The sequence below is a fragment of the Flavobacterium silvaticum genome (genome assembly GCF_012911565.1).
In the GTDB taxonomy this organism is placed as follows: domain Bacteria; phylum Bacteroidota; class Bacteroidia; order Flavobacteriales; family Flavobacteriaceae; genus Flavobacterium; species Flavobacterium silvaticum.
The window spans coordinates 179,287-192,116 of the sequence record NZ_JAAMPU010000101.1; the positions used below are offsets into that span (position 1 = coordinate 179,287).

A 12,830-nucleotide genomic window follows, 5' to 3' on the forward strand; every position below is an offset into this window, starting at 1 on the left:
AATTTTACACCAAATTATGAAATTATTTCGGCTTTGTCCGGCTTCCGTAAAAAATAGGAGCTGGTTGTTCTGGGTATTTCTTTGTATCGGAATGTTATTGGAGTCATGCGCCAGTATCAGTCCTCAATACGGAAAAAAGCCGGGTGAAATAAAAGATGATTTCAACAATGCTTCAACGGTTTCCCATTCTTTTTATTTGATTGGCGATGCCGGAAATTGGGATCAGCCACAAGAACCTGCCGTTTTCTCGCTTTTGAAAGATAAACTCAACGCAGCCGATTCCACTTCGACACTGATTTTTTTAGGTGACAATATCTATCCGCTCGGAATGCCGAAACCCGGAGATAAGGACTACGAATCTGCGGTAAGACGATTGAAAATCCAGACCGATTTAGCCAAAGATTTCAAAGGGAAATCCTTTTTCATTCCCGGAAACCACGATTGGTACCATGAGCTTGCCGGTTTAAATGCAGAAGAAAAAGCCGTAGTCGATGTGCTCGGTAAAAAAGGTTTCCTGCCGCGCAAAGGTTGTGGCATCACCGATTTCAAGATCAATGAGCAGACGGCCGTAATTGTCATAGACACTGAATGGTTCCTCCAGGATTGGGATGACCATCCTGCCATTAACGCCGATTGCGACATCAAGACCCGCGATATGTTCTGGGCCGAACTCGAAAACAAAATCAACGATTACCAGAACCAGACACTAATCATAGCCATGCACCATCCGTTGTTTACGTATGGGCCACACGGTGGTTATTTTTCTCCCAAAAAGCATCTGTATCCACTCAGGTACAATGTCCCGCTTCCGGGAATCGCGACCATCATGAACCTGATGCGTAAAACTTCGGGAGTCAGCCCTGAGGATCTGCAGAACAAAAAATACAACGCATTCATCAAGCGCTTCAAGATTTCTATACAAGGGCATGAAAATATAATCGTTGTTTCGGGTCACGAACACAATTTACAGTATATCGAAAAGGACGGCATCAAACAGGTCGTGAGCGGTTCCGGATCCAAATCTGAACCGGCGCGGGTTACGGGCCCGAAGGATTTTTCCAGCGGTTCAAACGGTTTTGCAGTGCTCAAAGTTCTTAAGAACGGGGCGGCAGGAATCTCTTATTTTTCGCCTGATTCCAATCAAAAAGACAAGATTCTTTTTTCTGCCCAGCCCGTTTTCGAACGCCCGCAACCTACGCTTAAAAAATATCCGGATACGTTTGCCGCAACCAAAGATACATCTGTCTATACCCTCAAAATGACCCAGCGCAGCGGCATCTATCGTTTCTTTTGGGGAAAGCACTACCGCAAGTATTACAGCATGAATGTAAACGTGCCCCAGGTTTCGCTCGACACGCTTTTTGGTGGTGTGAAACCGATTCAGGCCGGGGGCGGCAATCAGTCCAAATCATTACGCCTGACAGATGCCAAAGGACGTGAATACAGCATGCGGTCGCTTCGGAAAAGTGCAACACGGTTCCTTCAGGCTGCGGCATTCAAGGATTTATCGGTCGAAAAGGATTTCCAGAACACGTATACCGAAACGTTCCTTATGGATTTCTACACCACGGCCCATCCGTATACGCCTTTTGCGGTGGCCAACCTTGCCGGTTATGTGGGTGTGAACCATACAAATCCCAAGCTTTTCTATATCCCCAAACAAAATACGCTTGAGCTCTATAATGAAGATTACGGGGACGAACTGTATCTGGTGGAAGAACGTCCGATGGATAAATTCAAGGATTTGGCGAGTTTCGGAAAGCCAGATGACATTATCAGCACCAATGACATGCTTGCGAATCTACGCGACAATCCAAAGTACAGTGTCGATAAGGAAGCCTACATCCGTGCGCGTCTTTTCGATATGCTGATTGGCGATTGGGACAGGCACAGCGATCAATGGCGATGGGCGGAACACAAAGAAAAAGGTAAAATCATCTACAAACCCATTCCGCGCGACCGCGACCAGGCATTCACCAAAATCGACGGGGCTTTGCTTTCCATCCTGATGAATATCCCGGCAATCCGCCACATGAAGAAATACAAGGATGAAATCAAGAACGTCAAATGGTTCAACAGGTCGGCTTATAATCTTGATCTTGCCGTATTGCCCGATGCGACAGAATCGGACTGGGCCAAACAGGCGAATTACATCACCGAAAATTTATCGGATGACGAAATCGAGAAGTCGTTCAACGTGATTCCGTCCGAAGTACGCGACCAAACCATTGCAACTATCAAATCGCAACTCAAATCGCGACGGAAAGACCTTGAAAAATATGCCCGACAGTATTATAAAGTGTTGCTGAAAACGGTTATGATACCAGGTTCCGAAAAGCCGGATCATATTGTCGTCACACGTACTTCAAGGGAAACCAAAGTGGAATATTACGTGATGTCAAAAGACGGTTCCGAACAAAAGGCACTCGACAGGACATACACGACCAAAGAAACCAAGGAAATCTGGATTTACGGGCTTGGAGGCGAAGACAAGTTCGAAGTCAAAGGACGCGGCAACAAAATGGAAATCCGTTTGCTCGGTGGGCCGGATAAAGATGAGTATGTGTGTGAAAACGGAAGGAACATCCATATCTATGATTTCAAATCAAAGGATAACGATTATTCCAAGGCAGGATCTGCTTCCAAGACCATTACCGATGACTATGTCCTCAACACATACGATTACAAAAAGCCCAAATACAATGTATTCGCGGGCTATCCGCTTATGGGTTTCAATCCGGACGACGGGGTGAAGATTGGTGCTTTTGTAAACTACACGGTGAACGGGTTTAAGAGGAACCCGTATTCACAACGGCATTCGATAGGCGGCTATTATTATTTCGCCACAAGTGGATATGAACTGTTATACAACGGGATTTTCCCGAATGCTCTGGGCAATTGGAACTTCCAGGTCAAAGGCCGGTTCACCAGTGCGAATTTTGCCCAGAATTTCTTTGGGTTCGGAAACGAGACACCAAATTATGACGACGACCGCGGCATGAATTACAACCGGGTCAAAATACGTTCCCTATCGGCGGCACCCACACTTCAGTGGAAAGGCGAGCAAGGTGCATCGGCCACGTTCCAGGCGGCTTATGAACGTTTTGCAGTAGCCAGGCGGGACGACCGGTTCATTGGAGATGAGTACCAACTCAGTCCGGAATTTTTTGAGTACAAGGATTTTGCAGATTTCAATGCGGAATACCGTTTCGAAAATTACGATAATGCTGGTTTCCCGACGGCGGGAATGCTGTTTTACGCAAAAGGCGGATACAAAATCGCATTGCAGGACGGTCATCGCAGTTATCCCTATGCCGAAAGCGCTTTCGGCATGACCTACAAACTGTCTCCTTCTGGGCGTTTCGTGCTTGCCTCTATGGTCAAGGGAAAGATGCTTTTTGAAAATACCTATGAATTCTATCAGGCCGCGACTGTCGGGGGCGATGCCGATTTGCGCGGATACAGGAACCAGCGTTTTGCAGGCCGTTCGTCTTTTTACCACACCACAGATTTACGCTGGAACATGTACAAATGGAAGACACCTGTGGCTCCGTTGAATATCGGCGTCCTGGCCGGATTTGATTACGGACGCGTATGGCTGTCAGGAGAACAAAGTGACAAATGGCATTCTTCTGCGGGGATGGGGCTTTGGGTGAGCGCATTGAACCTGGTCACAGGCCGTGTTTCCTATTTCCAATCGGGTGACGGCGGACGCTTATTCGTCGGTGTCGGATTCGGATTCTAATGACAGTTTATATAGCTTGGTTTTTTTTGATCCTTCTTCAGAAATGATGATGGTATGGTCATCTAAAAAACCCGCGCCTTCTTTTTGCGAGACGGCTTTCAAATCAATCTGACGCACGTTTCCGTTGAGAAAATCGTCACCTGGAAATCCGGAGAACAAGAAGATTTTATCGGCGGTCAGCAGCAATACTTTTTTACCATCGGGGCTTATATCGGCAGCGGTGACGGCACATCCGTGGAAATTTCCACAGGTTTTGAATTCCCCTGTTTTTTTTGCTGCGAAATTTCCGGGTTGATTTGGTACTTTGTATAGGAATGTGGTTCCGTCAAAACCTTTGCTCCGGTTTTTGGTGAACAGATAGAAATTTCCGTCGTGCTCGAAAAAAGCTTCGCAGTCATAGAACAGTTCCGACTTTTTTGGCGGAAAAGACTTCTGTTCCGGATAGTAAAACGATGTTTTCTGGGAAATCGAAGCCGATTCCTTTCGCAAACCCGCCGCATCGATTTTGTAAATGGCCAAATCCCTGCGTGTATTGTCGTTGTTGCCCATATCTCCAATGTAGAGATTCCCGTTTTTGTCTGAACCCAATTCTTCCCAATCGTTGTTTTTGACACCTTTGATTTTAATGCGTTTCTCGATTTTTCCGTCGAGGTCAAGGGCAAAAATCTCTTCGGAATTTCCGTGATCCTGGACTGTCCACAACGTTGTGCCGATCATTTCGGCGGCTGAATTTTCAGACAGTTCTTTGGGTAAGATGCCAATGGTTTCAAGCGGGCTGTTTGGTTGGAAACAGGCAGCGAGGACGGCAAACAGCGGAAGGATTTTTCTTTTCATCTTTTAAAAATAAACAATCGCGGTGTGAATCCTATAACGATTTAAGTTCATTATAAGACATTTTAGGAATACTCCAGACTTAACTTTAGGATTCTAAAGATCACAAACCATGATAGAACAACTTAAAGATGTACCGGCCAATATGGTGGCTTTCAAAGCCAGCGGAAAAGTAGACGAGCGTGATTTTGAGCTGGTGCAGGATGAAGTTTCTGAAATAGTCGAAAAAACCGGGAAGCTCAATTACCTGCTTGAACTCGATACCGATATTTCCAATTTTACTGCAGGTGCCTGGCTTCAGGATATGTTGCTCGGATTGAAACATATTACGAAATGGAATCGGGCGGCGATTGTCACCGATTCGGAGAACATCCAGAAATTCACTGATTTATTCAGTCACATCATGCCCGGGGAATTCCGTGGATTTCCAAAAACGGAACTGGCGTACGCGATTAACTGGACAGCTGAAAAAACAATTTAAAACTACAATTATGTCAACAAAGAATTTGAGCAGCGATAAAGCTTCGGATAAAATCAAAAGCCTCGCAGAAGATATCAAGACGTGCTTCTTTTGCACGAACCTCGATCACCAACCCATTTCAACCCGTCCGATGGGAGTTCAGCAAGTGGATGATTCAGGAAATCTGTGGTTCATATCCTCACGTACCAGCAATAAGAATTTTGAAATTGGACAGGACAGCCGGGTGCAATTGTTCTTTTCAAAAGCATCCGATAACGAATACCTGTCGGTTTACGGAGATGCGGAAATCTATCGCGAAAAAGCCATAATCGAAGCGTTGTGGACACCTATTGCGAAGGCGTGGTTTGAAGAAGGTAAAAACGATCCGGACGTAACGGTAATAAAAGTGACCCCGTTGGATGCCTATTATTGGGATACGCAAAACGGTAAAATCGTCACATTGTTAAAGATAGCCGCATCTGCCATAACAGGTATCAGAAGTGATGTAGGGCGAGAAGGAACATTACGTGTTTGATGCGAATAGTGTAACCTGACATACAAGTACTGTAAAGCTTCCGACGGATTTCGGGCATAACTTTAAAGCCCACTTTCAATTGCGGAAATCATGGAAACAACTTTATCTTTTAAAACCAGAAGAAAAATTGTCAGCATCATAAAAAAGCAGGAAGAACTCGGGAGCAAATTGTGTCTTTTGAACCTACTGAAAACCAACAGTCATCTGCTACAGAAAAACAACATCAATAACTTAATAGTTTTCTAATCATGATACCTAACAAAGATTATAACAACGACCTGAACAATCTCGAAAGCGATAACCTGTCAAGCCAGGAAGCTGCAGGAACTATTCTGCCATCCAAAAGCGTAAGAGCCGAACAGGATGCCGAGGCAGGTGAAGACCTCGACTATTCCTCTCCGGATAAATACCTGGCCCTTGAACAGGAAGGCGTTCGGTTTACCCAGGAGTCAGATCCCATGGCATTGAATCCGGACAATATGGAATACCGCCAGCACGGCCAGCTTTCAGATGAATGGGATAATAACAACAGGAACAGCCGGAATTCCGAAGCGTTCAACCAGGACGAATATATCCTTCGCGACAATATCGACCTCGATGAAGATCAGTCACAGTCTATCTCTTCGGATGAAGACATAGATACCAACACAACCGATGAAGTGTAAGGAGCTTATCGATGTGATCAAAGCCAGAATTTCGTTCTGGCTTTTTTATTTAGGATAAGGGCGATTGTTTGATTTCGACCGTATTCGTCGGCAATGGAATGGATTGCTGCTGGAACGAATCCATGATTTTTAAAATCACATTCGATTTGATTTCGGAATCGGACGGACTGGAATCGGTACGGATCCAATAACTGATCGAAATAGTCACGCCGTTGCCTGAAATAGCACTTGCCTGAGCACTGATATTACGCCCTTTATCCTTTAAGATGCCGTTTGTAGATTTGAGCACATCAAGGACAGTCGAAATGGCAAGGTCGATTTTTGCAGACGTATCTATATTGACCTGTAAATCCTGATACAGGTAATTCTCCTGGCTGTAATTGATGAGGACATTCTTGACGAGAAGTGCATTTGGGATGTAAATGTTTTTTCCGGCAGACCGAACCTGGGTGTCGCGCAGATTCAATTCGACAACCGTTCCTTTTATTCCGCCCGATTCAATGATTTCGCCAATCGCGAATGGTCTTTTGAATGCTAAAAGGATTCCGGCGAGGAAATTTTCTCCAATGTCCTTTAATGCAAAACCGACGACGAAAGCAGAAATTCCTGCGCCTGCGGCCAATGATGTCGCAAAATCCTTAAGCCCGATAATATTGAGGACAACCAGAAAAGCAATCACCATGAAAATGGCGCGGAACAAACGCGACAGGAAATTCGCGAGTAACGGATCGTGCATTTTACCCCTGAGCCTGTTGCCCGAAAATACCTGGATTCTTCCCGCGATAAACCAACTGATCATAAAAACCACGACCGCCATAATGATCTTTGGCGTGAGGTCTACCAAGTCTGTGTAGTAGTTTTTGAGGTGTTCGATAAGGTCCGAGACAAAATTATGAAGCATTGTAAAGGTGTTTTCAGCTGACAATTAGCTGGTTGAAATTTTGGAATTATGCAATCCAAGATACTAATTCTGTAAATCTTTTTGCAGCCACATCCCCGAAATTTGAGTACATCCAAAAATGAGAAATCATGGGAACTTCAAAAAAGAAAACTGCCGAGAAAAACCAACAAGAAACATTCATTACACTGCCGTCTGCCATGAATTATTTTGAAGAAGTGACAGATGAGATGCAAGTAGCTGATCCCAGCCAATATCCGGATTTTTTTGACGACGGAGATTCCATGAACCGCTATCTGTGGTAAGACAAAAACAAATTATAAAGATTTTTCCTTGCGAGGAATGCAAATCTTTGTATATTTGCACCCGAAACAGCGCGGGATAGAGCAGTAGGCAGCTCGTCGGGCTCATAACCCGAAGGTCACAGGTTCGAGTCCTGTTCCCGCTACTACCGAAAGCCATTCAGAAATGAGTGGCTTTTTTATTAGCTAAGAAAAAGATGAACACGAAGAAAATCGGCGAGTACAGAACCTTGCTCGGAGTCACCAAAGAAGCCACTTTAAAAGAGCTCAAGACCATCTATCGCAACAGCATGAAAGATATCCATCCGGATACGATTGCCGATGCCGATGAACGTCATGCCGCTGAAGAAAAAAGTAAATCTATCATAGAAGCCTACCACTTTCTTGTCAGCATCAACCCGGAAACGACGGCTAAGAACAAAGAGGAATATGTGAAGACGACTTCCACTTGTGCAATCCTCGATTTTTACATGGAAAACCAGGCGCTCTACATCAGTTTCGCCGACGGTAGCAACTACGAATATTTCGGCGTTCCTAAAGTCATTTACCAGAAAATGATCAACGCCGATTCCCCTGCGCGTTTCGCCAGACGCCACATTTACGGCACCTATCTGTACAGAAGTGCGAGCAAGATTGTTTCAGCGGAATGATTTAACTATCGGAAAACGCTGAATTGATAAAAATTTTCGAAATTAGAAGCTTCCATACCGGAGGCTTTTTTTATGGTTCCGGTTCCAATCCAAAACTACAACCATGAAGTACATCTTTACAACACTTTTGCTATTGGCAATGAAGTCTGATTCCCAACTCAATTATAATCTGATATTGGGAACATGGACCCAGAAAGCGCTGGAAAAAAATGGGTATGAGGGCGTTTTTACGTTCAATTCGGACAGCACCGCGACCATTGAAATGAGGCAAGGCCAGAACGGTGCCGTTATGGGGTCTTTGTCAGGAACCTACAGCCTCAAAAAATCCGAAGGGAAGATGACAATGAAAATGTTCGGCGAAGAAAAGCTATTCAGCCTGATCCGTCTCGAAGCCGATTCGATGGTCGTTAAAAATATCAGCCAGAATAAACCTGAGATGACACTGGTGCGGTATAAATCAAAATAGTCCGGCCTGCCTGACGCAAAGCCATTAAAATACAAAGCCTATCTTTGCAAAAAAATACACCATGCACAAAGCAGGCTTCGTCAATATCATCGGGAATCCAAACGTAGGTAAGTCTACGCTTATGAATGCTTTTGTGGGCGAACGACTTTCGATCATCACCTCAAAAGCCCAGACTACACGCCATCGGATTCTTGGCATTGTCAATGGAGACGATTTTCAGGTGTTGTTTTCAGATACGCCCGGAATCATCAAACCAGCTTACGAAATGCAAGCCGCCATGATGCAGTTCGTCAAATCGGCTTTTGAAGATGCCGACATCCTGATTTATATGGTTGAGGTTGGTGAACAGGCGTTAAAGGACGAGGCTTTCTTCAATAAAATCATCCACGCCAAAATCCCTGTTTTGCTGCTGCTTAATAAAATCGATACCTCTGATCAGGAAAAGCTCGAAGAAGCAGTGTCGTTTTGGAAAGAGCAAGTCCCTAATGCCGAGATTTTTCCAATATCTGCACTTGAGAATTTTCAGGTAAAAGAAGTTTTTGCCCGCATTCTGGAACTGCTTCCCGAATCGCCTGCCTATTATCCGAAAGATGCGCTGACAGACAAACCGGAGCGTTTCTTTGTCAACGAAATCATCCGCGAAAAAATACTGCTGCACTACAAAAAGGAAATCCCATATTCGGTAGAAGTCGAGACCGAGGAATTCGTGGAAGATGAAAACATCATCCGCATCCGGTCTTTGATCATGGTGGAACGCGATACCCAAAAAGGCATCATCATTGGCCACAAAGGAGAAGCATTGAAAAGAGTCGGGGTGGAAGCCCGTGCTGAACTCGAGAAATTCTTCGGCAAGCAAATCTATCTGGAAACCTACGTCAAGGTTAATAAGGACTGGCGTTCCAACGATCGTCAACTCAAACGTTTCGGATACAACAACAAAGAATAAAAAACCTCCCGTAAAGGAGGTCGTTCTAAAAACTGCACTTTTATCTAAAAACCTGCCGGTTAAACCGGTTTTAGATTGCATCTAAGATACTAAAAAAGAGCATCATGATAGGTAAATTCCAGGATTATTATGCTGCCAAATCTCTAAACCGTACCTTTGCGCCGCCTGAGGCTAAAACTGGCCGCACTGCACGAAAATAAAATTACTTGAACATGAACAATATCGTTGCCATCGTTGGTAGGCCAAACGTAGGGAAATCGACACTTTTCAACCGCATGATCCAAAGACGCGAAGCCATCGTCGATTCGGTTGCCGGCGTAACCCGCGACCGTAATTACGGAAAAAGCGAATGGAACGGCAAGGAATTTTCGGTCATCGATACCGGCGGTTACGTAAGAGGTTCCGATGATGTGTTTGAAGGAGAAATCCGAAAACAAGTCGAACTCGCCATTGATGAAGCCGACGTAATCCTGTTCATCGTAGATGTGGAAGAAGGCATCACGCCAATGGATGAAGAAGTCGCCAAATTACTCCGAAAAGTCACCAAACCGGTGTTGCTCGGCGTCAATAAAGTAGATAACGCCATGCGCGAAAAAGACGCCATCGAATTCTATAACCTCGGCCTTGGCGAATACATCACGTTCGCGAGTACATCCGGAAGCGGAACCGGCGAATTGCTCGATGCATTGATCGACGCGTTCCCGGAAAAACCGGAACCGACACAGGAAGAAGTCGAACTGCCGCGTTTTGCCGTAGTCGGTCGGCCGAATGCCGGAAAATCGAGCTTCATCAACGCCTTGATTGGAGAAGACAGATACATAGTCACCGATATCGCCGGAACCACGCGCGATGCCATCGATACCAAATTCAACCGTTTCGGTTTTGAATTCAACCTCGTCGATACGGCCGGAATCCGTCGTAAGGCAAAAGTCAAGGAAGACCTGGAATTCTATTCGGTGATGCGTTCGGTACGTGCCATTGAAAATTCAGATGTCTGTATCCTGATCATAGATGCGACCCGCGGTTTCGAAGGCCAGGACCAGAGTATTTTCTGGCTCGCCGAAAAAAACCGCAAAGGGGTTGTGATCCTCGTAAACAAATGGGATCTCGTCGAAAAAGACACGATGTCAACACGCGATTACGAAGCCAAGATTCGCCGTGAGCTCGAACCGTTTACAGATGTGCCAATTTTGTTCGTATCTGCACTGACCAAACAACGGTTACTCAAAGCGCTCGAAACCGCCGTCCAGGTTTTTGAAAGCCGCAAACAACGCATCCCGACATCAAAGTTCAATGATTATATGCTCAAGATCATCGAACATATGCCGCCGCCGGCACTTAAAGGTAAATACGTCAAGATCAAATATTGCATGCAATTGCCTACACCTATGCCGCAGTTTGTCTTTTTTGCCAACCTGCCGCAGTATGTCAAGGAGCCGTATAAGCGTTTCCTCGAAAACAAAATCCGTGAGAACTGGGATTTTTCGGGCGTTCCTATTGATATTTACATCCGCGAAAAATAACATTCAAAGCCTCCTCAACCAGGAGGCTTTTTTGTTGGCTACCCCGATTGCAGTAGCATTGTGGAGATTAGAACTGTGGAGAAATAAAAATCCACACCTTTAGATGCCACAAGATTCCGTGACATTATAAAAAGCAAAAAAGCCCCGTTACAAACGAGGCCCTTTCCCAACTTAACTTTATCGTTTTATAACCCGTAGTGTTTTGAGGTTTTCGCCTTGCATCAATACAATGCTGTACACACCGCTCGGATATTTTTCACCGAAATGCTGCAGCTCGACCTGGCTTGTGTCAAAACTGTTGTCTTCAAGCAATCGGCCGTTCATGTCATAAATACGGATTGTGACTTTTTCTTCAGATGCTGTTTCCAGGTTCAGCGAGAAACTTTCGCTATACGGGCTTGGGAAAGCAATGGCTGAAAATGTAATCAAAGATTCAGAAGAAATTATTTCGGTATTCGTCCTTGCCTGTGCCGGAGCCTGGATAGTACACGAAAGGCCGTAAGGAGACCATTCGCCTGCTGTCTGCAAGCTTACGCGAACGCCGTAATTCGCGCCCGGAACGAATCCGGGAACCATTGAGAATTTAAAATAGTTTCCGGTGCGTGTGACTTCGGTGACCAGAACAACCTGGTTCAGCGCATTGAGTTGAGACAACTCGAACTTATACGAAGTCACTTTGTTCAGGCTCGTGGTGGTGATATTTGCCGATGAAGATGTAATCGTCGTCCCGCAATTCGCAATAGAAGGAACGGCCGGACTGTTGACCGTACAAGCTGAACCATAAGCCGAATAGCTTCCGTTTGTTTTCAAAGCTACCGAAATAGAATACGCGGTTCCATATCTGTAATGAACCAGCATCGGTAACGTAAAATAATTTCCGGCGCGTTCTATTTCTTCTATCGGAGCCGAAGTATCGGTAAGGTTTTCCACACGGAATTTATAGGCGCTGACCCCGTTCAAGCTCGTCGTCACGATAGGCGAATTGATCGTCGCAAGCGTCGTCCCGCAGATACTCGGAAGAATCTGGGCCGCACCTCCGGGTTGCAGGACGTTTGGCGTGGACACATTACACGCCGGGCCGTAATAGCCGAGCCAGGTGTTGTTGCGCTTGATTTCGACCGAAATGCTGTACGTGGTCGAATAATTGAACCCCGGAATTTGCGTCATCGTAAAATAGGGGACTGTTTTTTCCAGAAGCTGTTCGGTCATGGCAACCGTATCGATCACTTTGAAACGATAGGCGGTCGCATTCGGTTTGGTTTCCACAACAATCAATGTATTAATGGCTGCCAATGTAGTCCCGCATTGGGATGCTATCACATTGGACAGGATCTGGAAACCTTCATCCAATTGTCCGCTGCAGTTGTCGTCGATTCCGTTGTACAGGATTTCCGGAACACCCGGATTGACCGATGCATCCAAATCATTGCAGTCGCTACTGTTCAGCGAATAGCCCGCAGGAGCTGCGTTTTGGTTTGCCGTACATACCAGTTCTGAAGCCGTTGACCCAAATCCATCTCCGTCTGAATCTACAAAAAAGTAGAAACCGACGGTGTTGTTGGCATTCGTATCGTCACAATCGGTATTATTCAAAGAGAATCCGGTCGGCGCGACATTCGGGTTTGCAGTACAAACGGTTTGCTGTGTCATCGATCCGAAACCGTCGTCATCAGCATCGACATAGAACGGATAACCTTCGTGGTTCGCCGCATTCGTATCGTCACAATCGGTATTGTCCAAAGAAAATCCGGCCGGTGCGACATTCGGATTTGCAGTACAGACGGTTTGTTGTGTCGTCGATCCGAAACC

Annotated in this window: 12 protein-coding genes and 1 tRNA gene; 10 read left to right on the forward strand and 3 right to left on the reverse strand. The window is 45.5% G+C overall.

What is annotated here, in order from left to right; all coding sequences use genetic code 11:
- Positions 1 to 16 precede the first annotated feature (16 nt).
- Positions 17 to 3,745, forward strand: a complete 3,729-nt coding sequence (locus tag G6047_RS06080; protein ID WP_169526590.1) for a metallophosphoesterase — start codon at positions 17 to 19, stop codon at positions 3,743 to 3,745.
- Here G6047_RS06080 and G6047_RS06085 read toward each other — a convergent pair.
- On the reverse strand, positions 3,716 to 4,579 hold the full coding sequence (locus G6047_RS06085; protein ID WP_169526591.1) for an SdiA-regulated/phytase-like domain-containing protein: 864 nt from the start codon (positions 4,577 to 4,579) through the stop codon (positions 3,716 to 3,718). The two genes, G6047_RS06080 and G6047_RS06085, sit on opposite strands and share 30 nt — an antisense overlap.
- A gap of 109 nt (positions 4,580 to 4,688) precedes the next feature.
- On the opposite strand from G6047_RS06085, the gene G6047_RS06090 reads away from it, so the two are divergent.
- The 3 genes from G6047_RS06090 to G6047_RS06100 all read left to right on the forward strand — a co-directional run bounded on the left by G6047_RS06090 (position 4,689) and on the right by G6047_RS06100 (position 6,236).
- Positions 4,689 to 5,057: a SpoIIAA family protein gene (locus G6047_RS06090; RefSeq protein WP_169526592.1), complete on the forward strand. Its 369-nt coding sequence runs from the start codon at positions 4,689 to 4,691 to the stop codon at positions 5,055 to 5,057.
- A gap of 10 nt (positions 5,058 to 5,067) precedes the next feature.
- A complete protein-coding gene (locus tag G6047_RS06095; protein ID WP_169526593.1) occupies positions 5,068 to 5,571 on the forward strand; it encodes a pyridoxamine 5'-phosphate oxidase family protein in 504 nt (167 codons plus the stop codon).
- Between the two features lie 248 nt (positions 5,572 to 5,819).
- Positions 5,820 to 6,236, forward strand: a complete 417-nt coding sequence (locus tag G6047_RS06100; protein ID WP_169526594.1) for a hypothetical protein — start codon at positions 5,820 to 5,822, stop codon at positions 6,234 to 6,236.
- A 49-nt stretch (positions 6,237 to 6,285) separates the two neighbouring features.
- On the opposite strand, the gene G6047_RS06105 is transcribed toward G6047_RS06100, so the two are convergent.
- Complete coding sequence (locus G6047_RS06105) at positions 6,286 to 7,137, reverse strand: mechanosensitive ion channel family protein (protein ID WP_169526595.1); 852 nt, start codon at positions 7,135 to 7,137, stop codon at positions 6,286 to 6,288.
- Positions 7,138 to 7,265: 128 nt separating this feature from the next.
- Between G6047_RS06105 and G6047_RS06110 the strand changes: the two genes are divergently transcribed.
- From G6047_RS06110 to der, 6 genes are all read left to right on the forward strand, one after another.
- On the forward strand, positions 7,266 to 7,439 hold the full coding sequence (locus tag G6047_RS06110) for a hypothetical protein (RefSeq protein WP_169526596.1): 174 nt from the start codon (positions 7,266 to 7,268) through the stop codon (positions 7,437 to 7,439).
- Positions 7,440 to 7,509: 70 nt separating this feature from the next.
- Positions 7,510 to 7,582: transfer RNA gene (locus G6047_RS06115), tRNA-Met, on the forward strand.
- Between the two features lie 51 nt (positions 7,583 to 7,633).
- Positions 7,634 to 8,086 (forward strand): KTSC domain-containing protein, encoded by a 453-nt coding sequence (locus G6047_RS06120; protein WP_169526597.1) that lies wholly within the window; start codon positions 7,634 to 7,636, stop codon positions 8,084 to 8,086.
- 103 nt (positions 8,087 to 8,189) lie between these two features.
- Positions 8,190 to 8,552 (forward strand): hypothetical protein, encoded by a 363-nt coding sequence (locus G6047_RS06125; RefSeq protein WP_169526598.1) that lies wholly within the window; start codon positions 8,190 to 8,192, stop codon positions 8,550 to 8,552.
- A gap of 61 nt (positions 8,553 to 8,613) precedes the next feature.
- On the forward strand, positions 8,614 to 9,498 hold the full coding sequence (gene era / locus G6047_RS06130) for a GTPase Era (RefSeq protein ID WP_169526599.1): 885 nt from the start codon (positions 8,614 to 8,616) through the stop codon (positions 9,496 to 9,498).
- A 212-nt stretch (positions 9,499 to 9,710) separates the two neighbouring features.
- On the forward strand, positions 9,711 to 11,021 hold the full coding sequence (gene der / locus G6047_RS06135; RefSeq protein WP_169526600.1) for a ribosome biogenesis GTPase Der: 1,311 nt from the start codon (positions 9,711 to 9,713) through the stop codon (positions 11,019 to 11,021).
- A 177-nt stretch (positions 11,022 to 11,198) separates the two neighbouring features.
- On the opposite strand, the gene G6047_RS06140 is transcribed toward der, so the two are convergent.
- On the reverse strand, positions 11,199 to 12,830 hold a 1,632-nt coding region (locus G6047_RS06140), incomplete at its 5' end, for a MopE-related protein (RefSeq protein WP_169526601.1).

Bases quoted from the DNA above. Each gene is read 5' to 3' on its own strand.
- G6047_RS06100 (WP_169526594.1), top strand. From the start codon at position 5,820: ATGATACCTAACAAAGATTATAACAACGACCTGAACAATCTCGAAAGC.
- G6047_RS06090 (WP_169526592.1), top strand. From the start codon at position 4,689: ATGATAGAACAACTTAAAGATGTACCGGCCAATATGGTGGCTTTCAAA.
- G6047_RS06085 (WP_169526591.1), bottom strand. From the start codon at position 4,579: ATGAAAAGAAAAATCCTTCCGCTGTTTGCCGTCCTCGCTGCCTGTTTC.
- G6047_RS06080 (WP_169526590.1), top strand. From the start codon at position 17: ATGAAATTATTTCGGCTTTGTCCGGCTTCCGTAAAAAATAGGAGCTGG.
- era (WP_169526599.1), top strand. From the start codon at position 8,614: ATGCACAAAGCAGGCTTCGTCAATATCATCGGGAATCCAAACGTAGGT.
- G6047_RS06110 (WP_169526596.1), top strand. From the start codon at position 7,266: ATGGGAACTTCAAAAAAGAAAACTGCCGAGAAAAACCAACAAGAAACA.
- G6047_RS06105 (WP_169526595.1), bottom strand. From the start codon at position 7,137: ATGCTTCATAATTTTGTCTCGGACCTTATCGAACACCTCAAAAACTAC.
- G6047_RS06120 (WP_169526597.1), top strand. From the start codon at position 7,634: ATGAACACGAAGAAAATCGGCGAGTACAGAACCTTGCTCGGAGTCACC.
- der (WP_169526600.1), top strand. From the start codon at position 9,711: ATGAACAATATCGTTGCCATCGTTGGTAGGCCAAACGTAGGGAAATCG.
- G6047_RS06125 (WP_169526598.1), top strand. From the start codon at position 8,190: ATGAAGTACATCTTTACAACACTTTTGCTATTGGCAATGAAGTCTGAT.
- G6047_RS06095 (WP_169526593.1), top strand. From the start codon at position 5,068: ATGTCAACAAAGAATTTGAGCAGCGATAAAGCTTCGGATAAAATCAAA.